This is a genomic window from Kitasatospora sp. NPDC056184, from assembly GCF_042268405.1.
Lineage (GTDB): Bacteria > Actinomycetota > Actinomycetes > Streptomycetales > Streptomycetaceae > Kitasatospora.
This window is the reverse complement of the sequence record NZ_JBHJUI010000007.1, coordinates 161,424-184,782: the sequence shown is the minus strand read 5'-3', so window position 1 is coordinate 184,782 and position 23,359 is coordinate 161,424. Positions and strand designations below refer to the sequence as shown.

Sequence of the window (23,359 nt, the reverse complement as noted above, 5' to 3'; positions counted from 1 at the left end):
CGAGGACCGGTAGCGCCCCGGTCCCGGCGCGCTTCAGCGCACCGGGACCGCCCAGGCCGGGTCGCGGCCCAGCAGGGCCAGCGCGCGCTCGAACGGGCCGGCCGGGCCGTCGGCCGCCCGGACGGCGGCGAAGGCCCGCCCCGGCGCCCGGTCCGCCGGGCCCGCCGGCACGGCCTCGGCCACCGCGAGCAGGGCCCCGGCCAGCGCCGGGTCCTCGTCCACGGCGGCCACCAGCCGGGCCGGCGGGCCCAGCGCGACCGCCACGTCCCAGGCGTGCACCAGGGTGTCGAGCAGGTGGAAGCCGACCGCCCGCTCGAACGGGACCGGCCCGGCGTCGTGGATCTCCGGCAGCCGGAGCGGGGCGGGCCCCGGCGCGGCGGCGGCGCGGGCGAAGGCGGCGGTCAGCCGCGCCGCCGAGTGCCGGAAGGCGCCGGCCGGATCGCCGTGCACCGGGACGTCGCGCCAGAGCGCGAGGTCCGGCCCGGCCCCGTCGGCCGCGGCGGCGAAGCCCCGGTGCTGCCCGACCAGGTGCTCCAGCAGCCGCCGCAGCGGCCAGTCCCCGCAGGGCGTCGGCAGCACCAGCTGCTCCGGCTGCACGGTGTCCACCACGGCCGCGGCCAACTCCAGGGATCGGGTGTGCAGTTCGAGCAGGCTCATGCCGCACCCGCCGCCCCGACCGCCGCCTCGGCCGCCGGCGCCGGGCCGGGAACCGGATCGGGTACCGGGGCCGGCACCGGGTCGGCGGACAGGAAGCCGATCACGTTGTCGATCACGGCCGGCTCGGTGAGGATCCGCCGGTGGCCCAGCCCCCGGGTGACCAGCAGGTCCAGCCGGTCCCCGTAGGCGGCCCGCAGCCGGCGGGCCTGGGCGAACGGGACGACGTCGTCGTCCTCGTCGTGCGCCACCAGGATCGGCGGGGCGATCTCCTCGGGGCTGCGGGCGGCGTCGAAGTACGTCCGGACGTCCGCGACCCCGGGGAACATCGCTCCGCTCTCCGCCCGGCGCCGCAACTCCCGCTCCACGGTGGCGTTCAGGCCGAGACGGGCGCAGAACGCGGCGGGCATCCAGGACACCTCGGCGACGCCGGCCAGGGCGACCAGCCGCTCGGCCGCCAACCCCTCGCGCAGCGCCAGGAAGGCCGCGTTGACGCCCAGCGAGTGGGCGATCACCGCCTCGAAGGGGCCGTACTCCTCCTGGAGCCGCAGCGCGATGGCACGGTGGTCCAGCACGGTGGCGGTCCGGCCGCCGGAGTCGCCGTGCCCGGGGGCGTCGTAGCCGACGGCGGTCAGGCCGAGCGCGCGCAGCCGGGGCACGAAGTCCGCGAAGCGGGAGGCCCGGGACCGCCAGCCGTGCATCAGCAGGACGGGGCGGGTGCCGTCGCCCCAGCGGTGGACGACCACCGGGTCGCCGAGGTGGCGCAGCCTCCGGGTGGCGGCCCGGTCGTGCACCTCGCGCTCGCGGGTGCGGACGCGGCCGCGCCGCAGGGGGTGGCGGTAGAGCTCGAACGCGGCCCGGCCGGCGAGGCCGGGGGCGGCCCGCGAGGCGGCGTTCAGGGTGGTGCGGATCAGTGCGACGGCCGGGTCCATGCGGAACTCCCTGGGATGCCGAGGGGCAAGAGCCGAACTGGGAGAGATATTAGCACGACCGTTCGTGCATTTTTCTGGGCGGCCGTCCGCCCCGCTACCCTGGCGGCACGGACCGATGCCGGAGAACTGGGGTGAGAGCGGTGGCCGGAGCGACCACGTCCCGCACGGACGGACGGGTGCTGCGCGGTGAGGAGACCCGCCGGACGGTGCTGCGCCGCGCCGTGGAGATCGCCTCGGTCGAGGGCCTGGACGCGCTGTCGATCGGCCGGCTCGCCACCGACCTCGGGCTCAGCAAGAGCGGCGTCTTCGCCGGCTTCGGCTCCAAGGAGGAGCTCCAGCTCGCCACCCTCCGGGCGGCCCGGCGGATCTTCTCCGACGCGGTGCTCGACCCGATCGCCGCGGAGCCCCCCGGGCTGCGCAAGCTCCGCCTGCTCTGCGAGTCCTGGCTGGCCTACTCGCGCGCCCGGGTCTTCCCCGGCGGCTGCTTCTTCTACGAGGTCAACGCCGAGTACGACGCCCGCCCCGGCCCGCTGCGCGACGCCCTCGCGGCCAACTGGCGGGAGTGGCACGCCACCGTCCTCGGCCTGGTGAACGGGGCCGTCGGCACCGGCGAACTGCGCGCCGACGCCGACCCGGAGGACATCGCCTTCACCCTGATCGCCCTGTTGGAGAACGCCAACCCGCAGGCCCTGCTGTTCGACGAGGACACCCCGTACGAGCGCGCCCACCGCGCCGCGCTGCGCCGGCTGCGCTCGGACGCCGTCGACCCGGACACCCCCGCGCTGCTGCCGGACCGAGCGGACCGGGCGGGCTGAGCGGACCGGGCCGGACGGCGGGCGCTCAGACGGCGTCGAGCACCCGCTCCAGGACCACCGCCTGGGCGAGCAGCCGCTCGTCCGCCCCGGCCTCGCCGACCACCTGGAGGCCCAGCGGCAGACCCTGGTCCGTCACCCCGGCGGGCAGGCTCAGCGCGGGCAGCCCGGCGCAGCTCCACGGCAGCGACATCACGGCGCTGCCGGTGCTGTCCAGCCCGAACGGGGCCGGGCCGGTCGCCGAGGGCGCCACCAGCAGGTCCACCCCGGCCCGCCGGCGCCGCTCGGCGAGCAGCGCGCGGAAGTCCGCGCGGGCGGCCAGCGCCGCCCGGTAGGCGGCCGGGGCGACGTTCCGGCCGTGCCGGATGCCCGCCGCCGTCTCCGGCCGGTAGAGGCCGCCGAAGCGGTCGAACCACTCGGCGTGGGAGGCGGCCATCTCGAACCGGTTGATCGTCTGCAACTGCCGCTCCAGCTCGGCGAAGTCCGGCAACAGGTCGACCTGACGGACCATCAGCCCCCGGGCGGCCAGCCGCTCCAGCTGCCGCCGGAAGGCCAGCAGCGCCTCCGGTCGGGCCCGCTCCAGGTACGGGCCGACCGGGACGCCGAGCACCGGCACGTCGTCGTCCCGGGTGCTCCGGTACCCGCTGTCCCAGTCGTCGCAGAGCAGCGGGGCGGCCAGCGCGGCGCCCGCCAGGTCGGCGGTGAACAGGCCCAGGGTGTCGAGGCTGGGCGCGTTCGGGATCACGCCGGCCGTCGGGATCCGCCCGTGCGTCGGCCGGAAGCCCACCACACCGCAGTAGCCGGCCGGGCGGACGACCGAGCCGACCGTCTGGGTGCCGATCGCCAGCGGCACCAGCCCGGCCGCGACCGCCGCCGCCGAGCCGCTGCTGGAGCCGCCCGGGGTATGGGCCGGGTGGTGCGGATTGCGGGTCGGGCCCGGGGCGCCGCCGGCGAACTCGGCGGTCACCGTCTTGCCCGCGACCAGCGCGCCGGCCGCCCGCAGCCGGTCCACCACGGCGGCCTGCGGCCCGGCCAGGACGCCCGGCGGCAGCACCGAGCCGGCGTGCGTGGGCAGGCCGTCCACGTGCACGATGTCCTTGACCCCGACGGCCACCCCGTACAGCGGCGGCGCCTGCGCCGGATCGGGGTGGCGGGCGGCGAGCGCCCTGGCCTCGGCGTGCAGCCGGTCGGCGCGGCCGGGCTCGGGGACGAAGGCGCGGATCAGCGGGTCCACCTGCTCGATCCGGGCGCAGAGCCGGTCGACGTGGACGGCCAGGGCGGGTACGCCCGCGCGCAGCGCGGCGGCCTCGCGGGTCAACGACCGCGGCCGGACCGGGGATTCCTCCATGGCGACCACGGTAGCCCCGGCCCCGGGGCGGCCGTCCACCGCACCGCCGGTGCGGCGTTCAGCCCGACGGCCAGGCCGTCTCCGGCTGTTCGCCCGGCGGGCCCGGCCGGTGCTCGTCGGCCAGCCAGGGCGCCTCGCGCAGCAGGTAGGCCCCGCAGGTGTGGCAGCAGAGTTCGGGGGTGCGCCCCCAGTCCACCGCCTCCCGGGCGGGCGCCCGGGCGTCCAGCTCCCGGCCGCACATCGCCACGCTCCCGCCGCCGCGGACCATGTGCCACAGCCGCACCGCGGCGGAGGCGCCGCCGTCGGCGTACTCGGCGCGCATCCGGTGCATCATTCCCCCATCGTCCGGCGGCCCGCCCGGCCCGGCAAGCGGAGCCGGGCCGGGCGCCGGATCCCGCGCGCCGGGCCGGGCGCGGTGCCCTCAGACCAGCCCGCCCCACAGCCGCAGCCGGGCGATCCCGCCGTCCGGGAAGACGTCCAGCCGGACGTGGGTGGCCGGGCGCGGCGCGTCGATCACCAGGCGGTGCACGGCGTCCGGCTGCAGCCGGGTGCGCGGCACCAGCGCGAACCACTCCCCGGGGTCCGCGCCGTGCTCGTCCCGGCCGGACAGCGCCGCCCAGCCGGCCGCGTTGCCGACGTAGTAGCCGGTGTCGATCTCCACCGCGCGGACCGCGCCCCGCCCGGCCAGCCGCAGCCGGACCCAGTCGTGGCCCGCGTCGCGGCGCCGGCGGTTCTCCCAACCGTCGCCCATCGCCCGGGACCTGCCGGGCAGGACGAGGCCGACCGGGGCCGAGTAGAAGCGGTCCGAGGCGTCCTCGACGGCGCCGCCGTTCTCCACCGCCGCCAGGTCGAAGGTGCCGAGCGCGGCCAGCCAGGCGGTGTCCGGCCGGGCCTCGCCGTGCACCCGGAAGCGCGCGATACCGCCGTCGGGGTACTGGCTGAGCCGCAGGTGGGTGAAGCGGCGGCGGTCGGCGACGGCGAAGCCGTTGGCGGCGTGGCCGCGCACCGGGGAGCGGGGGACCAGCGGGTGCCAGACCGCCTCCGGGGCCAGCAGTTCCTCCGGCCCCGGGGTGCCGGGGAGTTCGGCGCCCTCGACGGCGATCTGCCGCGGGTGGTTGCCCCGGAAGTGGGCGGTGTCGACGACCACGCCGTGCACGACGCCCGGCACGCCCAGCCGGACCAGGGCCCAGTCGTGGTCGCCGTCGGCCGGGTGCGGGTGGCCGGCGTCGGCGCCGCGCCGCCGCCGGGTCTCCCAGCCGTCCATGATCTGGCCCTTGTTGCCGAAGGTGTGCGGGCGGAACTCGGCCGGCCGGGGCAGCAGCAGGTTCTCCCGTTCGGCGAACAGCTCGTCGTTGGCGGCGAGGACGGCGCCGCCCAGCCGGCGGTCGGCGAGGTCGACCAGCGCGGTGAACGGGAACTCGGCGGCGCGGTAGTCGGCGTACGGGTCGCCGCCCCCGTACGGAGGGGCGGCGGCGTCGGACAACTGGGCGGGATTCGGGCGGGAGTTCGCGTCGGCGGTCATGCGCCCACCCTCGCGCCGGACGACCGGTCAGGTCCATCACCGGGAACCGGGCAGACCGGCCGGCCGTCCCGAACGGCTCCGGCCACCGCCGCGGGGCCGCCGCCCGGGCGGGACCTCGCGCTCCGGCCGGGCGCAACGAGACCCGGCGCTACGAGGCCGGCGCTACGAGGCCCGGCGCAACGAGACCCGGCGCTACGAGGCCCGGCGCAGCAGGGCGCCGTCCTGCCACTTGAGGATCTTTTGATCCACACAGGCCCCTGACCTGTGGGTTCGACCAGAAAAGTGCCGCTGACCAGGCGAAACTACCTTCAGTAGTTCGCACTGGTCAGCGGCACTTTCGGCCCTCATGTGCCCCAGATGTGCCCTGCGGGGCACCAATCACCGCCTACCTGGTGGCACCAGCAACGACTCGCTCAGCGCGTTCCCGCACCACGCGGACTCGCTGGGGGTCAGCCATCCACTGGTCTCCATCTGCCTCCCAGGGCGCAAAGTACAGTTCGAGCGCCTCGTTGCCATGTGTGGCAGCGAGGCGAAGCCTGTACAGAGAGTCCAGCGATCGTGGAGCGGCTCGCATGGGGAGCCCAAAGCGCACATCAGTGAGCGCAGCGGCAAGTTCTTCGATGCGTGGCGGAAGGTCTGGGTAGCAAGCCAAGTCGAACTTCCACAACAGCTCGCTGGCCAGCCCCCGCCAGCCATCAGCAGCCCATGGAATGGCGGTGGTGTGGAAGAGGGCGATTCGACGAAGCAGCCCGCTGGCCAGCCAGGCGCCACGGCGGGCGAGCCCGGTGTACCAACCTTCGTCATCCCTCTCCTGCAAGTGCTCCACCTCGGTCCAGGCATCAGGGTGAGTACGCCAGCAAGCCCAGTAGCCGGAATCCTTGAGGTCGTCCACAACCTGCTTCTCAGCCCGGCGCCAGACGGCGCGCGGCGCGCCGGCAAGGCGGACAAGCGTGTGCTGACCTGGGCGGTGAAGTTCCAGGCCATCGTCCCGCCAGCGCAAGATTCGCAAGCCCTCGACGCCCTGAACCTCTTCCCCTTCTCGGTCCGCACTCGGCAGCAAGTCACGCAGCATGTCGAGAACCAGGCGCTCGGAGGCGTCGATCACGAGCACAAGGCTCTCGGGATAGGGCCGCGTCTGGGCGATGCGCAGCGGATGCAGGCCAAAGCGGTACGGCTTCAGGATGTGCGCGAAGATGGCCGCTTCGAAGAGTTCTTGGTCTCCCTCTGCCGCCGGGAGCGGGCAGGAGCCGGGAGATAGCTCGCGAATGGCTTGAAGCGCGTTGCGGTAGCGCTCGTTCGTGTAGAGCATGCGCTGCCGGGCGAGGTCACCGAGGACACTGTGGGGCACTGGAACTCCATCGCCGCGCCGCCGACCAGAGCGCGGAGTCGTGTGCGTCCGCAGAGACCGTGTGGTGGGTGATGATCTCCCTCCTGGGAGGGGCGGATGGGGCCAAGCCCCTTGCCTGCCCTGCTGGCCCTGTAGGTCGGCGGACCACGAGCCGGAGTCGGCTTCCGCGAGCCGACCTGATCGAGCCTAGAGGATGACTCCGCCGATGCTCTGCGGCGCGCCGGGGCAGCCGACACAATCAGGCGGGGTGGTGCGGCGTGGGCAGGCTCAGGAGAGCAAATGGGCGAGCGCTCCGGTGACCGCAGCGGCGAGCTTGAGGGAGGCAGCGAAGGTGGTGGCAGCGCGCATGAAGGCGGCAGGGTATGTGGCGCCGTCGAGGCGGGCGAGTAAAAGATCCACCGCGTTCTGCTGGACCGGGCTCGGGCCGCCGACCCGAAGAAGCCATTCGACGCCTGCTTGAGTTACAAGGCGCTCGGCCAGCAGATCGACCCAGATGGGGTCAACACCGGCATGAGCCGTACACCTTTCCGTGGGGGATGTTTCCGGCCCTTGGCCACGTCAGCATGTACGAGGTCGAGCACGGCCAGCCAATGCTCTCAGCCCTTGTCGTCATCGAAAGCTCACGAGTTCCGGGGCCGGGCTTCACCAAGCTGGCTCGCCACCTCAACCTCAGGGTCGAAAACGACGAAACCTTCTGGCAGGAAGAGCTGGACCGGACACTCCGATTCTGGTCGGCGCAGGACCCGCTCCTCGTCTTGGACGCCGCCATTGATCGCCTGATGGGCGAGTTTCGGGCGATCAAGAACGCTGTACGGAAGCTCCAGTAGTTCGCCAGATGAGCGGAGCGCCGGGAGCATGACCTACTTCATCGCTGCTCCCGGCACTGATGCGCCACAAGGTGCTACGCAGCGAAGATTGTGATCGGCACAGTTGTGTCGTCGACGATCGTCCAGCCAGTGCTGATCTGAACTCGAGGATCAAGCGGAGGAATGCGAGCGAGATAGTCGCCTTTCAGCGACACCCCTGGTGGGAAGGTCGAAGAATTGGCGAGAACTGCGTCAAAAACGTCGCCAATGGCGTCCGAAATCTCCACCGAGTTGTCAACGGCCGGGAACACGACAGAAACACCACTGGCATGGCGAACGATAAGATGGACCAGCAGCTTGCGCGCGTGACGGTCCAGGTAGGAGTCACGCCAAAGGGCGGGGATGTTCAGGTGGCGACCGCGCATGATGAAGTCGACTCGCCACAGGTAGCCACGCGATCCACTAATTGGGTCACCAGAATCGAGCGGCCCAGCCCACGGGCGTTTGGTATACGTTACCCGGATGTCCGTGTCGTACTGACGCTGCGCGTGATCTATGAGGCGCCGAGCCGTACGGTGGTTACCAGCGATCCATGCATCAGCTACTGGATCTTGAAGGTGCTCGTCAATGTACGCTTCACGATTGTAGGACGCTAGTGCCTCAAACGCCCCCTTCTCCAAGTCTCGCAACGTTTGTTCGAGTCGGCTCAGGTCATCAGCGTGGGGGCGGCGGAGATGGCCAATTCTGTTTCGGATCGCCAAGAGCTCATTCACTCGCCCCTGAAAAGCAGACTGTTCAAACAGGCTTGGCCCTACCAGGTCCCATGAGTTATCCAGCAAGGGGAACAGCTTGCCCACATCGAGGTAAGCCAGCGGGTCGTCCCAGTCTGGACTAGCCATGTATGTCCGAAGCTTGTCCTTTTCCTGCCGAGACAGAGCACCTTGGCCAATATGTGACGCCCAGTCCACTCCATGAGCGGCCCTGAGTTCGACATAGAGCAACGACCGTAGCCAGGTCTCAAGCTGCCACCAGCGGGCGTACAGAGCCAGCGCTGCGGTGGGGAGACCTGCGCTACCGACGGATGCGCCGATGGCGCGTCGCTCTTTCGCGGGCATCTGTTGCCACACGCTGCGGGACCGGGTTGTCATAGCGGGAGCATAGAAGGCGCTGGAAGAATCGGCGTCTGAATTCGCAACGTCGATCACCTACCTGGCGCCGACAGCGGTGAGCTGCCCGGTACTCAGCGCCAGCCTGGCAGCGAGCATGGCCTCCCGGACCCGCGCGGCTCCAGCGGCAGCCACGGACGCCCCACCGCCTGCCTGGACCGTTCGCCCACCAATGCCCAAGCACGCGGCACAGATGCCTGGCTGCGGCACTGGGTCGTGGCACTTGGCGCACTCGACATACCGGGGCTTGGAGGGCTGCTGCGGGGCTGGGACGGGCGGCATCTTGCGTTGCAGGCGGCTACGAAGTACGCCGACCGGAGAGTGCAGGGGAACAGGCAGGCCGGGCAGCAGGGCATGGGCCAGTTCCTGGGTGGTGCTGCCGCGCTCCAGCCACTGGGCGACAAGTGGCGCCAGCTCGGTGGCCTCGGCCTCGCCCAGTCGCAGGCGCGGCTCGGGGCGGATCACCCGGAACAGTGTGGCGACCGCCTCGCGGACCTGCTCGTCCGGCAGCGCCGGGGCGTCCATGTCGTCCTGGTGGTATTCCTCCCGTCCTCCCAGCTCCTCGCCCGCCTCGTCGGCGGTCGCCTGGCCGTCGGCGAGCACGGCAAGGAGGGAGGGTTCTTTCACCAGGTCCTTTACAAGGGCGTCAGAACCGCCGGTGGTCGCTTCACCGGAGACCGGACGGGTGGCACCCGGCAGCGCGATCTGCGGGATGTCGTAGACGTGGGTCTCGGTGCGGATGGTGCCGTCGGGCATGCGGTTCTTCTCGACGCGATAGAAGCCGGCCTCAGTCAGCTCCTTCAGGGCCTTGCGGATCGCGCCGCGCCCCTGCGGGCTGGTGTCGGCCATGTGCCGACCGTCCTCGCGCCAGCCGTCGGGGCGGGAGAGGAGGTCCGCAAGGAGGCCACGGGCGGTGTAGGACAGCTGCCGATCCTGCAGCATGCAGTTGGGCAGCACGGTGAAGTTGCGCACGTGGGCGCTACGATGGACACGCATCGGGAGTGTCAGCTCCTGTTGCCGGACCCCGGAGCGTTGGCGCGCTGCCGGGGTCGCCTATTCTCGATTGGACCACGGAACGTACCACGTCCCGCCGGACACCAAGGGCCTTTTTCCGCAGCGGCCTTGATCACATTCCATGTGTGTCGGTGGTGAGGTTCGGCGATGCTTGAACCGGCCCCGTTCGTGCTTCCGCTCCGCTAGCCTGCGTGGGGTGACGGAAGTAGCTTTCGACGGCCCAAGTGGCACCCGGTACAGCGAGATCGCAGAGGACCTACCGCTTCTCGGCGAGGTCTTCAGGCTGGGTAAAGTTGGGGCGTGCCGCTTCCTGTCGGACGGGTTGATGAACGGGAACTGGCGGCTGGATTCGGCCGAGGGCTCGTTCGCGTTGAAACGGATCATGGATGTGCCGCTGCCGCTGGCACGTCGGAACCTGGCTGTCCTAGCGAAGCTGGCTGATGATGGCCTGCCGGTGGGAAGGACACGGCTCTCCGCAACCGGGGATGCGGTGATCGAGGTCGCCGGCCGCGGGTACTGCTTGATCCCGTGGATGGAGGGGAGCCATCTGCCGGGTACGGCGCTCTCGACTGAGCAGGCTGCTGACCTCGGCGTTCTCCTTGGTCGGATCCACCAGAGCTTGAACGGTGAGCAAATGGCTGGCCTGCTGCCTCCCGGGCCGGAGCAGGTGACCGTCTCGGTGACCACGCCCGCCGAGGCTCACCAGGAGGCGGACCGCTTCCTCGCCCTTATCGCGGGGCTGGAAAGCCGGACGGTGTTCGACGCCGAGGCGGCCTCGGCGCTAGTCGAGCGCAAGGTGCTGCTGGAGAAGTACGGGCACGAGCGCCCAGCCGACGAGGTGACGGTCGGCCCGGTGGGGTGGACGCACGGTGACGTGCAGCACCGGAACGTGCTGTGGCGGGACGGCGGGATCGTCGGGGTGATCGACTGGGACCGGATCCGGGTGCGGCCGTTCGGCGAGGAGGTCGCCCGCACCGCCACGGTGCAGTTCGGCGGTGAGGACGGCTTCCTCGATCTTGAGCGGTCGGCCGCGTTCGTGGCCGGCTACCGGTCGGTGGTGCCGATTCCGGTGCCGGCCCTGGCGGACGCGGTGGAGCGGCTATGGTGGAAGCGCATGTCGGACTACTGGCAGCTGGTCTTCCACTACGACCGCGACGATCCCTCCTGCGACCACTTGTTTCTGCCTGCCGAGCGCTTCCTGGCCTGGTGGACAGAGCGGCGCGGGGATGTGCAGGAGGCGTTCGCGGCTATGCCGTGAGCACCGTGCGGGACAGGACGGCGGCGAGGGCTTCGGCCACCTGCTCCATGTAGTCCGGGGCGAGGACCTGCGGCACCTTGAGGACGATCATCTGGCGCAGAGCCTTGTAGTAGTTCGGCAGCGCATCCCTGCTCGGCGGCTGGTAGGGGCTGTCGGCGAGGTGGGGCCAGTAGCGGGCGGCCAGGTCGAGACGCTGCAGCAGCGGTGTCTGAGTCCAGTCCTCGTACTGGGAGCGGACGGGGATGCCGGCGGCCCGGCACTTCTCGTGGAGAGTCTTCGGGTCGGGCACGCGGACGTTGATCGCCAGCGGGGTGCCGTACCAGCCGCGGACGGAGAGTTCGCCGATCTCCGGCCAGGCGACGGGTGCGTCATACTCCTCCAGGGCCTGGCGCAGGGTGGCCAGGTTCTGTTCGGCGGCGAGCATCCGGTCGGGCAGGGAATGCAGTTGCTGGCGGGCGATGACGGCGGAGAGGGCGGGCATCCGGTACTTGTAGGCGGCTCCGGTGTCAGCGAGCGGCAGTTCGGGGAGGGTGAGTTCGGCAGCGAGCCGGGCGGGGTGGTGGCCGAGGGTGAGGGCGCGCTCGTAGACCTCCCGGTCGGAGGTGGTGAGAACGCCGCCTTCGCCACCGGAGACGGACTTGGACTCCTGGAGGCTGAAGCACCCGGCGGCGCCCCAGGAGCCGACGGCCCGGCCCTGGTAGTGGGCTCCGTGGGCGTGAGAGCAGTCCTCGACGATCGGCAGGTCGGTGGCCTGGGCGAGTTGGTCCATGCGGGCGGGGATGCCCCAGGTGTGGGTGGCGAGGACGGCGGAGCACTCGTCGGCGACCTGGGCGACGGCGGTGGCGGTGATGTTCGGGCTGTCCGGGTCGATGTCGCAGAAGACGGGGTAGCTGCCGGCCTGGAATACGGCGGTGATGGCGGAGATCCAGGTCATCGGGGAGACGGCGACGCCGGCTTCGGGGTTGGCGCCGACCGCGTGGAGCGCGGCGTGCAGGGAGGCGGTGCCGGAGTTGAACGACAGCGCGTGGCGGGTGCCGGTGAGGCGGGCGAAGGCGGCTTCGAGGGCGTTGGTGGCCGGGCCGCGGTTGATCTCGGAGAGGTGTCCGTCGTCGAGGAGCTTGAGGGCGGCGTCCTTCTCGGCCTGCCCGTACTTGGGCTCGCGGGGGAACGGGAGGGTGACCTTGGGGTCGTTCATGGCGTCCTTCCAGTCGGGGCTCGGTTGCCTACGGGCGTCGGTGTCCGGCGGAGTGCTCGTTGGGGGTGATGCGGGGGACGGCGGTGAGGTGGCCGTGGTCGAGGTCGTCGAGGTCGGCCTGGATCTGGGCGGCCCGCAGCCGCACCATGTCCTGGTCGTCGAAGGCGACGTGAACGTGGAGGAGCGAGACCGCGATGCGCAGGCGGAACAGGACGAGCGGCAGCAGGCTCTCGGCAGGCAACGGTCCGTCGAAGTAGCCGGCGAGGAGGGCTTCGGTCATCGGGGCTGGTTCGCGCAGGGACCAGCCGGCGAGTTCGGCCAGTGGGTCGCCGCCGCGGGCGCTCTCCAGGTCGACGACTCCGGTGATGTGGTGGCCGTCGGTGAACAGGTGGCGGCCGACCCAGTCTCCGTGCAAGAGCTTGGGCGCCGTTACCGGGAGGCGGTCGGCTCCGGCTTCGAGGACGAAGCGGGCGCGGTTCAGAAGCCCGGGCAGGTGAAGGCCACCCAGGCTGGGAGCGCGGCGGTCGGGTAGGGCGAGGAACCAGCCCTGGATAGTGGAGTGTTGGCCGACGCCCTGTCCGTCGAGTTGACCGAAGCTGCTGACCTCGATGGTGTGCAGGCGACGGAGGACTTCGCCGGCTCGGACGGCGGCGTCCAGGTCCTGCGGCTGCGGCGGCTCCGCTTCGATCGCTTGGCCCGGGCACCGGACCTCGACGCAGGCCTCTCTGCTGTGCCAGAGGACGCGGGCGGCGGGGATTCCCGCTTCGCGCATCCGGGCGGAGGCCCAGACGGCGGTTGGGTAGCGCGAGCGGCTGCCCGCTCGGCGGACCTTGATGACTAGCTCGTCGCCGTCGCGGGTGGTGGCGGCGAAGGGAAGGCTGTCGGTTCCGGACCGCATAAGCGTGAAGCGCGCGCCGGTGGCGTCGAAGCCTGCTTCGGTGAGTGCGTCGAGCAGCAGCGGATGCGGGCGGTTGATCACGGTGTCAGGGGCGGACATCGGGCACCTCCGGCACCGGGACGGGGCGGCGGCTGGTCGCCGATTGGAGGGCGGCGTCCAGCAGGGCGATGGAGCCGAGGTTGCCAACGGCCGGGACGGGTGCGGCGCCAGGCTGGTGGAGGGCGTCCACCATGGCGGTGATGCAGCGCTGGTACGCCGGCGGGCCAGTTTCGGCCGACTTGGGGCTGCTGGCCGGGTCAGGTGCCCAGCGGGTGGCGAAGTCGTGGGCCTCCACCCGCCAGTCGCCGTTGGCATCGGTCCGCAGGAGCGGGTCCGCGATATACCCGCCCCGGTAGGTGAACAGGGAGCCGTCGGCGAACCGCATGGTGATCATGGCGATCGCGCTGTGCGGGGTGAGGAAGCCGGTCGGCGTCTCGGTGCAGGTGACCTCGGTCGGCGGTGCGGTGACCAGGGTGCGGACCTGGTCGAAGGCGTGCACCACGAGGTCGGTGGTGACGGGCAGGTGCTGGCTGCTGCGGAATCCCGGGCAGGGAAGGGTGACGAGGGTGTCAGCGGTGACCACGAAGGGCGGCTCGGCGCTGAGGTGGACGTTGTCGCGGAAGGCGAGGAAGCCGGGGTCGGTACCGCGGTTCTGCATGACGGCCAGCAGTAGGCCGCGCTCGCGGGCGAGGTGGACGAGGTCGAGCGCGTCGGGCAGGTTGAGGGCCAAGGGCTTCTCGGTCAGGACGTGGAGGCCGCGGGCGAGGGCGTCGCGGCTGACCCGGTAGTGGTGGTCGGGCGGAGTGAGGTTGACGACGACAGCGACCGGGGCCAGCGCGAGCGCCTCGTCGAGCGTCGTGGCGAACTGCGGGCTCAGCTCGTACCGGTTCGCGAGGGCTCGTGCCGCCTGCTGGTCGGGGTCGACGAGGGCAGCGATCTCGATGCGGCCATCCGCGAGCAGGGAGCGGACCCAGCGGCTGGCGATGGCGCCGCAGCCAATCAGCGCGGCCTTCACGATGCCTCCCGCAACGTGTGCTCGCCGAGGTGGCGGCGGAGGTGGTCGAGGGTGCGTTCGGCGAGTTCCTCGGGCGAGCCGGTGGTGGTGTCGAGACGGACGACCACGGAGGCGAGCGGGTGGTCGAAGTAGCCGTTGAAGTGCTCGCTGAAGTGGCGGTCGTAGAAGATCGTCGGCATGCCCTTGCGCAGACGGGCCCGGCGGGCGAGCACGTCCGGGTCTGCGGTGAGGACGACGGTCAGGTCGGGCATCGCCACGGCCCTGCTGGTGACGGCGTGCTGGGCCTGGTCGTCGCAGTCGAAGCCGTTCATACGGCCGACGGCGTGCGCGTGGGCGAGGAGGGTGTCCACGGTGCGGTCGAGGATCACGTCCCGGCCCTCGGCGAGGGCCTGTCGGGCTCGGGCGAGCCTGAGGTCTTCGACGTCGAGGAACCGGGCGATGTTGGCGAGTTGGTGGTCCGGGGTGAAGGGTTCGGGGGCCGGCAGCCGGGTGGGGTCGGGGCTGGCGTGGAAGTAGCAGGGGATGACGGCGGGCCAGTTGAGGTGAGGGGTGAGCATGGCAGCGAGCGTGGTCTTGCCGACGCAGCTGACGCCCTCGATGCCGAGGATCACGGTGTCTCCCTGTCCTTGATGCGGCGGTTGCTCTTGGGGGCGAGTGCCGAGTGCCTGGTGCCAGTGGCGGCCCAGCGGCCGAGGGCGGTCATCGGGCCGATGCTCTTGAGCAGGAGCCCGGCCAGCGTCTCCGCGCTCTGCACGGCGGTCTCTCGTACGGTCAGCGGGCGCCCTTCCGCCTTGGCGAATTGGCAGACCGGTGCGACAGTGGCCGTCCAGAGCGCGGCTGTGGCCGCTGCCCGGACCGGCGGGCGCGTGCGCGGTCCGAGCACGAGGGCCAGGCAGGCGGCCGTCGCGGGCGAGACCAGCAGCCAGGCCATGCCGCGGTAGGTACCGATGGCGAGCGCAGCGGCGTGGTCGAGGCGGCTGCCGTGGCCCTGGGCGTGCCAGCGGGCGGCACACTGCGGGTAGTCGAGGTAGTTCTGGAACCAGCGATCGCTCTGGGACAGCAGCTCGGGCAGGTACTCGGCCGCCGACACGGTGGTGGTGAAGGGGAGGCTGTCGACCGGGATGCCGTCCAGGGTGAGCCGGTAGCCGAAGGCGACGTCGTCGAGGATCGTGAAGGTGGGCAGCCCGCCGACCTGCCGGAAGACGTCGGTGCGGACGAGCAGGCCGTGCCCGACAGTTTGGGCGAGGCCCCGAAGGCCGGGACGCGTGCGGTGGGCCGATTCGGCGTACCCGCGGAGGTTAGGGATCTCGCGACGGAGAGTCCACAGCGTCTGGGCACGGGCAGCACCTCGGCACAGGGCCCGTTCCCACCAGGTGTCGGCGGCGCCTTGGGCGGCGAAGCGGGCGGACTGCTGGACGACACGGGGCAGCTCGCCGTCCTCCGCTCGTCGGTAGGCCAGGAACTCGGCGGTGCGTTGCAGCAGCTCCAGGCTGGGGCGGGAGTCCACGTCGTAGACGGCGACGTACTCCTCGGCGGAGTCGGCCGCGAGCTGTTCGACGGCGGCGTTCACCTGCGCCGCCTTCCGCCCGTCGCCCTCGTAGTGGACGTGCCGGACCACCGGCTCACGGAGGCCCGCGATCCCGCTCGCGATGACGTCCGCCGTCGTGGGGAAGGCCGACAGGGCCTCGGCGGCCGTCGCCAGGGTGAGCACACGCCCGCCGGTCTTGGCCAGGGCTTCGGCGAGGGCGGTCAACTCCTCACTGGTCAGCTGCGGGAAGCGCTGCACCGTGAGGTCGTCTGCCGTCGCCCCGGCGAGCCGGCCGACGAGGTGTGCGCGTTCGCGCTCCTCGCGCGCCGTGGACACCAGGGTCAGCGTCGAACCCGGGAAGTCACGGAGGAGCGGCACGAACCACGCCAGGGCGCCGCTGATGTGCTGCTGCTCGCGCAACACCGGAATGACGACATGCAGCACCATCGGCTCCACCGACACGGCCTGGGCGGGCCGGTCGACGTGGGCCAGCGTTTGGCGGACCTGCCGCAGCCCGTTCACGTTGCGAGCGGCCACAGCGGCGGCGATCCACCAGGACGGCCGCCGCCAGAGCGGCTTCCGGCCGTTCACTCGGCTCCTCGCGAGTCGACGTAGTCGTGGAACAGTCGGTAGGTGTCCCGGAGCTGGCCTTCCGGGTAGCCGTCCTGCCAGGGCTTGTCGGGGCCGGCGAAGTGCAATAGGGCGGCGGTCTGCTCGTCCTCCAGGAGCTGGGCGAGCGGGCTGTCCGCCTCGGCGTAGTGGATGAACCCGGGCTGAGCCGCCTGCGGGGACATGGCGAAGGTGTTCCAACGCCGCTCCAGCCGGTGCCAGTTGTCGTCGACGGCCCAGTTCAGCGCGTCCTGGTCCCAGAACCGGACCTTGTCCGGGTGCTCGGACAGGAACTGCCGCGACCGCTCGAAGACGCCGAGCCGCCGGCAGCGGTCGAGGTCGATGAGCATGACGCCGCTGTTGAAGTAGTCCCTGCCGTACGGGACACCGAGCTTCTCCCAGCCCGGCAGCTGGATGCCCCGGCCGATGACCGGGTTCTGCGGGTCGCGCACCGCGCCGATCAGGCGCCCGCCGAGGGAGTGCCGCAGCAGCGGGCGCAGGTCCCCGAGCACCAGGGTGTCGGCGTCCAGGTACAGCATCCGGCGCTCGTCGGGGATGACCTCCGGGATGGCCAGGCGAACGTACACCGCGCCGCTCACCCAGTCCGAGACCGGGTAGCGCGGGTCGGTCATGGGCGCCGGCCGCAACTCGGTCCGAAGGCCCGTGCGGTCAGCGTCTCGCCGGATCGCCTGCCGGTTGGCCTCGCTGATCTCCTGGTCGAGGACGATCAGGCGGAGCTCGTCGACGGCGCCCGGGTGGGCGGCGGCGATTGAGTGCATCAGCGTCCGCAGCGGGCGGGCGTATCCGTCGTCGACCCCGCAGACGAGCGCGGGCAGCGGGTGGGAGGCGGTGTTCACGAGGCGCTCCTTCCGGTGGTGGCGGTGGCGGTCTGGCGGGGGAAGTGCTGCTCGGCCCAGTCGAGGGTCCGGCGCAGGCCGTCGCTCAGGTGGGTGGTGGGCTCCCAGCCGAGGTGGGCGCGGGCCGAGGTGATGTCGGGGCAGCGGCGCTTCGGGTCGTCGGCGGGCAGCGGCACGAAGGTGATCGCGGACGGGGAGCCGGCCAGTGCCCGGATCTCCTCGGCGAGCCGGAGCATGGTGATCTCGTGCGGGTTGCCCAGGTTCACCGGTTCGGTGTGCTCCGCCACGGCGGCGGCGAGCAGGCCCTCGACGGTGTCGGCCACGAAGCACAGGGAGCGGGTCTGGCTGCCGTCGCCGGCCACGGTGAGCGGCTCGCCCGCCAGCGCCTGCTGGATGAATGCGGGCACCGCGCGGCCGTCGTCGGCGCGCATCCTCGGCCCGTAGGTGTTGAAGATCCGCACGATGCGGGTACGGGTGCTGCCGGAGCGCTGGAAGCACGAGGTCAGAGCCTCGGCGTACCGCTTGGCCTCGTCGTACACACTGCGAGGGCCGACCGGGTTCACGTTGCCCCAGTACCGCTCCGGCTGCGGGTGCACGAGCGGGTCGCCGTACACCTCGGAGGTCGAGGCGAGCAGGAACCGGGCCCGCTTGGCCTCGGCCAGCTCCAGGGCGTTGAGGGTGCCCATCGCGCCGACCTTCAGGGTGGCCAGCGGGTGGCGGGCGTAGTCGAGCGGCGACGCGGGCGAGGCCAGGTGGAAGACGAAGTCCACCGGCCCGGCCACGGCGAACGGCCGGGTGACATCGTCGGTCTGGAAGCGGAAGCCGCCGGCCGAGCGCAGGCCCGACAGGTTGTCGAGGCGGCCGGTCAGCAGGTTGTCGACGCCGACCACCTCGGCACCCAGGTTGAGCAGGCGCTCGCACAGGTGCGAGCCGATGAACCCGGCGGCCCCGGTGACGACGGCGGTGCGGCGGGCGAAGGCGCTGGCCACTGCCGTGGGCGGCGGTATTTCTTGCGGGTAGGACACGGTGCTTCTCCTCCAACTCGCTGGTGGGTGGCGGGCTGAGCACGGAGCCGTGGCTCCTCAGGCGGTCGGCTCCCGATCCGGGACGGCGTGTTCCGGCGGTGCCGCGTACTGGTGCTCGGCGCCGAGCTGGTGCTGGGCGACGGTCCCGAACAGCACCAGCGCCGCGACGTGACCGAGCCCCCACAGCACCGTGAACCGGACTCCCAGCGGGTCGCGGTGCGCGCCGCGGTGGCGGCCTCGCTGTGCGCTCGCGGCTCTGTCCATGGGCCCTTGCCTCCGCTCTCCTCGGACGACGGCCGGTCCAGCGTCACGGCGAGGCGGAGCGTCGCGGAACGTTTCCAGGGGGTTTCTCTCCGAGAGCACCCTGGCTGCGACGGGTAGCAGTACGCTCACCAACAGGGCCTCAAAAGCCGGGGGTTGAGATGGTCGAAGGCACGCTGGCGGTCCACCCGCTCACCTACCTGCTGCAGTCGCGCGGGTGGGGAAAGAACCAGTTCGCGGGCATGATGCGCGACCGCGGCGCCGCCCTGAAGATCCACCTGGCGACCAACCGAACGCTGGTCTGGAAGTGGGAGCAGGGCCAGGAACCCGAGCCGGACGCCCAGTACGTTCTGGCCGACCTGCTCGGCGTCAATCCCCGTACTCTGGTTGCCAATCCGTGGCCGGGGTGGCTTCCTGTCTGGGAGGTGACCGGCGTCACGGCGCCGTGGACGAAGGCCGGTACCGTGGACGTACTGGTGGAACTGGTCAGGAGTGGTCGTATGGATCGGCGGGGCTTTCTCACCATCTCCGGGGCCGCCATGGCCACCGTCGCCGCGAGCTGGGCCTCGGCCTCGCCCGCCTTCGCCTCCGCCCTGAACGGCGACCAGGTGACCGACTCCATGGTCGACACCCTCGAAGCCCGTGTCGCCACCCTCCAGACCCTGGACGCCCAGATGGGCGGCGCCCGCCTCATCGAGCAGGCCCGCGGCGACCTGGCGATCATCACCACCCTGCTCAAGCAGGGCCGCCACACCGAAGCCGTCGAGGCCCGCCTGTACGGCCTGGCCGCCCAGGTCAACTACATCTCCGGCTGGATGGCCTACGACAGCGGCCTGCGCTCAGTCGGCCAGCAGTACTACCTCGGCGCCCTGCGCGCCGCCAAGACCGTCGGCGACGACGCCCTCGGTGCCTTCCTGCTGGCCGAGATGGGCGTCCACCTCTCCGACGCCGGCAACCCGGCCGAGCGCGTCGCCCAGGTCGAGACCGCGCTCGCCAACACCCCCTCGACGATGCAGCCCGGCGTTCGCAGCTACCTCGAACTCCACCACGCCGAGAGCCTCTCCCGCGACGGCCAGCATCAGAAGGCCGGCTCCGCCCTCAACCGCGCCCACGACCTCTGGTCCAGGAACGGCGGCGACCAGCTCCCGCCCTGGCTCTCCTGGTACGGCGACGCCCAGCTCAGCTCCACCGAGGGCAAGATCATGCTCCGCGCCGGCCAGGTCGAGCGCGCCACCAGCGCCCTCGCCTCCTCCATCGCCCAGGCCGTCCCCCGCGACCAGGCCGTCCGATCAGGCCGCCTCGCCACCGCCCGCCTCGCCGGCAAGGACCTCGACGGCGCCCTCGACGCCGCCAACCGCGGCCTCGGCCTCCTCGAAACCAAGGTCCACTCCGTCCGCGCGGTCAACCGCCTCACCAAGTTCGGCAGCTACCTCAAGCCCTACACCGCCGAGCCCGCCGTCGCCGAGTTCCGTGAGCGCCTGCGCGCACTGCCGGCCATGGCGGCCTGAGCGTCGTGGTGCTGGGTCTCCTTGGCGGAAGTGAGCCCACGAGTCGAGCCGAGATCACAGAAGCCGCTGCAACGATCACACCGAGGTGAGTCCGCCCGCCGCGCGGGCATAATCACCGACGGCGGGCCGTCGCGGTTCACCGCGCCGAATCGAGGGGACGAGGACGCCATGGTGTCGAGCATGAACGAGCCCGCAGCTCGCGCACGGCTAGGTCGTTTCTTTCGGATCATCTCGCTGACCAGATGAAGATGGCGGCGATGTGGAGTCCGGCGAGATAGATGGTGGCGGTCTTGTCGTATGGCCGACCCTCCGGGAACACCGTGACCTGCCGGTGAGGCCGCGGGCGCTGGCGCTGGTCGCGGTAGTCCCCCGTGCTCGTCGCGGGAGGGGCGGCCTAGGCTTTCGGGTCCGAGCAGTGCCGTGACCCCGGAGGCCCCCAAGTGCGTTTCATCGTCCAGCCCGACCGATGGGTTCCCTCCGATGTCGGCCCCCGCGCCGCCATCCTCGTGCCGGACAGCTGGGACGACTTCGGCTTCAGGACCAGTTACGACCTGTGGTTCCGCCCCACCGAGGACACCAGTCCGGTCGACGTCGGCCGCGTCAAGATCGCGCTGGCCAGTCAGCAGCCCGGGCCGAGCCCCGTACCGCAGGGTGATTTCCCCGACGGTCTGCCGACGGACGAAGGCCCATGGATCTCCGTCGGCCAGGACGCCCTCTACTACGACACGCTCAATTCGTTCGGGCGGGCGGGGCAGGAGATCCTCCGGGGCCTGGGCGATGTCACCACCATGGAGAGCCCCGCGCGCGCGGAGGGAAAGCTGGAGGACTTGGCGAGGTCGAGCACCGTGTTCCGCACCTCGCTCCTGCGCAACGTCTCCGTCAGCACGATTCTGCAGCAATGGATGCGCATCGCCACCGGGGGCCCACGGCGCACCGAGTACCGGTTCAGCTACCACTTTCCTCCAGCGGCCGGCGAGATCGCCCACCCCCCGCTGGAGTTCGAGGTCCGTCCCGCATCCGTACCTTCCAGCAACATCCACGTGCTCATCGGCCCCAACGGGGTTGGGAAGACCACGCTCCTGCGCTCACTGGCCACGGCCGCAGTACACCCGAGCCGTATGCCGGTGCCCACCGAGGGAAGCCTCACCTACAACAACGATGTCGGCTTCGCCAACGTCCTGCTCGTCACCTTCAGCGCATTCGACCCCTTCGTCGGCGTGGACCCCGAGCCCGGGGTCAAGTTCCAGCACGTCGGCCTCACCGCACACGGAAACGGTAACGAGCCGGGCGGAACTCACGTGTCCCGGTTGAAAGAGCGTGAGGAGTTGGCGGGCGAGTTCATCGATAGCCTCAGATCGATCGCCACCTCCGGGCACTACGGTCAATGGGTCAACACCCTGCACACCTTGGCAAGCGATCGCCACTTCAGTGCCGCGGTCATCGGCGACGACTACGGAGACACCCCTCTCGGGGACACCCCGATCGGACAGCTCAAGAAGATCGACGACAAGCTGACCAACGGTGCGGACCGCCCATGGCGTGACATCTTCATGAGCCTCAGCTCCGGCCATGCCCTGATGCTGCTCACCCTCACCCGGCTCGTGGACCTGGTCGCGGAGAGGACACTCGTCCTCCTCGACGAACCCGAGGCGCATCTTCACCCCCCGCTCCTGTCCTCGTTCGTCCGCGCCCTGTCCGAGCTTCTGACCAATCGCAACGGTGTCGCCATCGCCGCGACGCACTCGCCCGTAGTGCTTCAGGAGGTCCCCCGGTCCTGCGCCTACAAGATCCGCCGCTCCCGAGGGCGCGCCCGGCGGCCTAGGATGGAGACGTACGGAGAGAACGTCGGAGTGCTCACCCACGAGATCTTCGGCCTCGAAGTGAAGAAGTCCGGCTTCTACGCCGAGATCGAGAACGCAGTCGAGCGGCTCGACACATACGAGGAGGTCCTCGACTCCTTCGGCGGCCAGCTGGGAGACGAGGCCAAGGGCCTGGTCCACGTCCTGTTCGCGGACAAGTGGGCGGAGGGTCGCTGATGTGGCCCTCCCAACCCGTGACACAGGTGAGCGCCAGAGCCAGCTGGGACATCTGCACGGGAGTGTCGCGCGATACGGTGAACAACCAACAGCTGGGCAGCAAGCTCCGTGACGCCGCCCCGGCGGTGGAAGAGGCCGCCGAGACCTATCGGGCGGCTGCTCTCACCAGTACCCTGCACACCCTCAAGGCGCAGGACTTCCAGATCACGGGGGTTCCGAGCGGTAAGGTCTCGGACATCGTCTACGAGAGCGGCATGCGGGGCGGCCCCGGCCGGGTTATCTACGAGGCAGTCATGGAAGGCCGTGACGAGGACCTCTGCCCCATGTGCCGGCACAGCGACGTGTCCGAGCTCGACCACGTCCTGCCCAAGAAGGCGTTCCCCGCGCTGTGCGTCGCCCCTGACAACCTCGTCGGGATCTGCGAGTTCTGCAACTCCAAGAAGGGCGACTTCACCTCGGACGACGCACGAAGAGTGCTGTTGCATCCCCACTTCGAGAACGTCTCCACAGGCGCCTGGCTCGCCGCGAAGGTCATACCCGGAACCAAGGGAGCCCTCAAGTACTCCGTGGATCCGCCACCCCACTGGGGCCCCGTGCTCGCCGACCGGGTCCGCAACCAGTTCAAGTTCATGGAAATGGCGACGCGCTACGGCAGCAGGGCCCAGCAGACCCTCAGCGGCATGCGTCAGATGTTCGACACCCAGTTGAAGAAGAGCGGCGCGACCGGACTCAGGGTCTACCTGAAGGACCTGGCCGCGAGCCACCAAGCCAACGACCTGAACGGCTGGGCAGGGGTGGCGTACGACGCCTGGGCCGAAAATGACGACTTCTGCCGCGGATCGTTCAACGGAACGGGGATCCCGGCGGCCAGGGGGAGAAACCTCGGCTTGCCGAGCTACAAGATCACATGGGTGCAGAACAACTGCCGCCAAACGTCTGCGGTCTGCTATAGCGCGGCGGCGGTCGGGGATTACGCCGACCTCAAACGGGCGAAGGAAGGCGTCAGCGACGTCCGGATCGTCCCGGCCAGGTAGTCGGTCACCCGGCAGCACCGTCCGTGCGCCTGAAGCCAGCAGGGAGCGCCCCGGACCCTGCCCCGAGACTTCTGACGATCAGTCGGCCGCCCGTGGTCTTCCTGGACGGCCGACCAGTCGGGTCACCCACGTCTGAGGGGCACGAACGAACCAGGCCTACTAGGCCGTTTGCTTCAGATCATCGGATCGTTGGTTGATGTGTGTCGTTGACTGAGCCTCAGTGGACGCGGATCGAGCCGTTGCTGCCGGACCGGGCGCCGAGGCGGGGCGGTCGGTGGCGTGATCACCGGCAGGTGATCGGCGCGATCGCGTTCAAGTACCGCATCGGTACGCCCCGGGTGGACCTGATCTGAACGCCTGGCCCGGCCTCGTGCCCGCCGCTGCGGGGTTCCGCGAGCACCGGCGCGCACCCTCTGTGTCGGCGTCCTGGACCACGCCCACCCCAGTGTCGACACGGCTTCATCCGACTCCGATGCTTCCAGCTCAACGGGAGG

The 23,359-nt window shown here is 71.0% G+C and carries 23 protein-coding genes; 7 read left to right on the top strand and 16 right to left on the bottom strand.

Features of this window, described 5'->3' with window-relative positions; translation table 11 throughout:
- Window positions 1-33: 33 nt before the first annotated feature.
- Window positions 34-657: a TIGR03086 family metal-binding protein gene (locus ACFC0B_RS16695; RefSeq protein ID WP_376086545.1), complete on the bottom strand. Its 624-nt coding sequence runs from the start codon at window positions 655-657 to the stop codon at window positions 34-36.
- Entirely contained in the window at window positions 654-1,586 is a 933-nt protein-coding gene (locus ACFC0B_RS16690) for an alpha/beta hydrolase (protein WP_376086544.1), read from the bottom strand. The genes ACFC0B_RS16695 and ACFC0B_RS16690 overlap by 4 nt, the downstream gene beginning before the upstream one ends.
- Window positions 1,587-1,726: 140 nt before the next feature.
- On the opposite strand from ACFC0B_RS16690, the gene ACFC0B_RS16685 reads away from it, so the two are divergent.
- Entirely contained in the window at window positions 1,727-2,401 is a 675-nt protein-coding gene (locus ACFC0B_RS16685; RefSeq protein ID WP_376086543.1) for a TetR/AcrR family transcriptional regulator, read from the top strand.
- Window positions 2,402-2,426: 25 nt separating this feature from the next.
- Here the strand turns inward: ACFC0B_RS16685 and ACFC0B_RS16680 are convergent, their stop codons facing one another.
- The 4 genes from ACFC0B_RS16680 to ACFC0B_RS16665 form a co-directional block, all read right to left on the bottom strand.
- Complete coding sequence (locus ACFC0B_RS16680; protein WP_376086542.1) at window positions 2,427-3,746, bottom strand: amidase; 1,320 nt, start codon at window positions 3,744-3,746, stop codon at window positions 2,427-2,429.
- A gap of 58 nt (window positions 3,747-3,804) precedes the next feature.
- Window positions 3,805-4,080 (bottom strand): hypothetical protein, encoded by a 276-nt coding sequence (locus tag ACFC0B_RS16675; protein ID WP_376086541.1) that lies wholly within the window; start codon window positions 4,078-4,080, stop codon window positions 3,805-3,807.
- An 87-nt stretch (window positions 4,081-4,167) separates the two neighbouring features.
- The gene (gene alc / locus ACFC0B_RS16670; RefSeq protein ID WP_376086540.1) at window positions 4,168-5,268 is read right to left on the bottom strand and encodes an allantoicase; all 1,101 of its coding nucleotides are present in this window, start codon (window positions 5,266-5,268) and stop codon (window positions 4,168-4,170) included.
- Between the two features lie 385 nt (window positions 5,269-5,653).
- Complete coding sequence (locus ACFC0B_RS16665; RefSeq protein WP_376086539.1) at window positions 5,654-6,577, bottom strand: hypothetical protein; 924 nt, start codon at window positions 6,575-6,577, stop codon at window positions 5,654-5,656.
- Between the two features lie 602 nt (window positions 6,578-7,179).
- Between ACFC0B_RS16665 and ACFC0B_RS16660 the strand changes: the two genes are divergently transcribed.
- The gene (locus ACFC0B_RS16660; protein ID WP_376086538.1) at window positions 7,180-7,443 is read left to right on the top strand and encodes a hypothetical protein; all 264 of its coding nucleotides are present in this window, start codon (window positions 7,180-7,182) and stop codon (window positions 7,441-7,443) included.
- A 74-nt stretch (window positions 7,444-7,517) separates the two neighbouring features.
- Here the strand turns inward: ACFC0B_RS16660 and ACFC0B_RS16655 are convergent, their stop codons facing one another.
- Both ACFC0B_RS16655 and ACFC0B_RS16650 read right to left on the bottom strand, forming a co-directional pair.
- Window positions 7,518-8,570 (bottom strand): hypothetical protein, encoded by a 1,053-nt coding sequence (locus tag ACFC0B_RS16655; protein WP_376086537.1) that lies wholly within the window; start codon window positions 8,568-8,570, stop codon window positions 7,518-7,520.
- Between the two features lie 57 nt (window positions 8,571-8,627).
- Entirely contained in the window at window positions 8,628-9,560 is a 933-nt protein-coding gene (locus tag ACFC0B_RS16650; RefSeq protein WP_376086536.1) for a hypothetical protein, read from the bottom strand.
- 238 nt (window positions 9,561-9,798) lie between these two features.
- On the opposite strand from ACFC0B_RS16650, the gene ACFC0B_RS16645 reads away from it, so the two are divergent.
- Window positions 9,799-10,860, top strand: a complete 1,062-nt coding sequence (locus ACFC0B_RS16645) for a phosphotransferase (RefSeq protein WP_376086535.1) — start codon at window positions 9,799-9,801, stop codon at window positions 10,858-10,860.
- Here ACFC0B_RS16645 and ACFC0B_RS16640 read toward each other — a convergent pair.
- From ACFC0B_RS16640 to ACFC0B_RS16605, 8 genes are read right to left on the bottom strand one after another with little or no spacing between them, the layout of a single operon-like run.
- A complete protein-coding gene (locus ACFC0B_RS16640; RefSeq protein WP_376086534.1) occupies window positions 10,850-12,055 on the bottom strand; it encodes a DegT/DnrJ/EryC1/StrS family aminotransferase in 1,206 nt (401 codons plus the stop codon). The genes ACFC0B_RS16645 and ACFC0B_RS16640 overlap by 11 nt on opposite strands.
- A 28-nt stretch (window positions 12,056-12,083) precedes the next feature.
- On the bottom strand, window positions 12,084-13,052 hold the full coding sequence (locus ACFC0B_RS16635; protein ID WP_376086533.1) for a phosphotransferase family protein: 969 nt from the start codon (window positions 13,050-13,052) through the stop codon (window positions 12,084-12,086).
- On the bottom strand, window positions 13,039-14,007 hold the full coding sequence (locus ACFC0B_RS16630; RefSeq protein WP_376086532.1) for a Gfo/Idh/MocA family protein: 969 nt from the start codon (window positions 14,005-14,007) through the stop codon (window positions 13,039-13,041). Before ACFC0B_RS16630 ends, ACFC0B_RS16635 begins: the two co-directional genes overlap by 14 nt.
- Entirely contained in the window at window positions 14,004-14,618 is a 615-nt protein-coding gene (locus ACFC0B_RS16625) for a dTMP kinase (RefSeq protein WP_376086531.1), read from the bottom strand. The genes ACFC0B_RS16630 and ACFC0B_RS16625 overlap by 4 nt, the downstream gene beginning before the upstream one ends.
- Window positions 14,615-16,126: a glycosyltransferase family 2 protein gene (locus ACFC0B_RS16620; RefSeq protein WP_376086530.1), complete on the bottom strand. Its 1,512-nt coding sequence runs from the start codon at window positions 16,124-16,126 to the stop codon at window positions 14,615-14,617. Before ACFC0B_RS16620 ends, ACFC0B_RS16625 begins: the two co-directional genes overlap by 4 nt.
- Entirely contained in the window at window positions 16,123-17,001 is an 879-nt protein-coding gene (locus ACFC0B_RS16615) for a glycosyltransferase family 8 protein (RefSeq protein WP_376086529.1), read from the bottom strand. The genes ACFC0B_RS16620 and ACFC0B_RS16615 overlap by 4 nt, the downstream gene beginning before the upstream one ends.
- Complete coding sequence (locus ACFC0B_RS16610; protein ID WP_376086528.1) at window positions 16,998-18,026, bottom strand: UDP-glucuronic acid decarboxylase family protein; 1,029 nt, start codon at window positions 18,024-18,026, stop codon at window positions 16,998-17,000. Before ACFC0B_RS16610 ends, ACFC0B_RS16615 begins: the two co-directional genes overlap by 4 nt.
- 57 nt (window positions 18,027-18,083) lie before the next feature.
- Complete coding sequence (locus ACFC0B_RS16605) at window positions 18,084-18,290, bottom strand: hypothetical protein (RefSeq protein ID WP_376086527.1); 207 nt, start codon at window positions 18,288-18,290, stop codon at window positions 18,084-18,086.
- A 158-nt stretch (window positions 18,291-18,448) separates the two neighbouring features.
- On the opposite strand from ACFC0B_RS16605, the gene ACFC0B_RS16600 reads away from it, so the two are divergent.
- The 4 genes from ACFC0B_RS16600 to ACFC0B_RS16585 all read left to right on the top strand — a co-directional run bounded on the left by ACFC0B_RS16600 (window position 18,449) and on the right by ACFC0B_RS16585 (window position 23,218).
- Window positions 18,449-19,795, top strand: a complete 1,347-nt coding sequence (locus ACFC0B_RS16600; RefSeq protein WP_376086526.1) for a transcriptional regulator — start codon at window positions 18,449-18,451, stop codon at window positions 19,793-19,795.
- A gap of 440 nt (window positions 19,796-20,235) precedes the next feature.
- On the top strand, window positions 20,236-21,831 hold the full coding sequence (locus tag ACFC0B_RS16595; RefSeq protein ID WP_376086525.1) for an AAA family ATPase: 1,596 nt from the start codon (window positions 20,236-20,238) through the stop codon (window positions 21,829-21,831).
- Between the two features lie 26 nt (window positions 21,832-21,857).
- Window positions 21,858-22,865 carry an HNH endonuclease gene (locus ACFC0B_RS16590; RefSeq protein WP_376086524.1) on the top strand — a complete coding sequence of 336 codons (1,008 nt, stop codon included), beginning with the start codon at window positions 21,858-21,860 and terminating at the stop codon, window positions 22,863-22,865.
- A gap of 200 nt (window positions 22,866-23,065) precedes the next feature.
- The gene (locus ACFC0B_RS16585; protein ID WP_376086523.1) at window positions 23,066-23,218 is read left to right on the top strand and encodes a transposase; all 153 of its coding nucleotides are present in this window, start codon (window positions 23,066-23,068) and stop codon (window positions 23,216-23,218) included.
- Window positions 23,219-23,359: the final 141 nt, after the last annotated feature.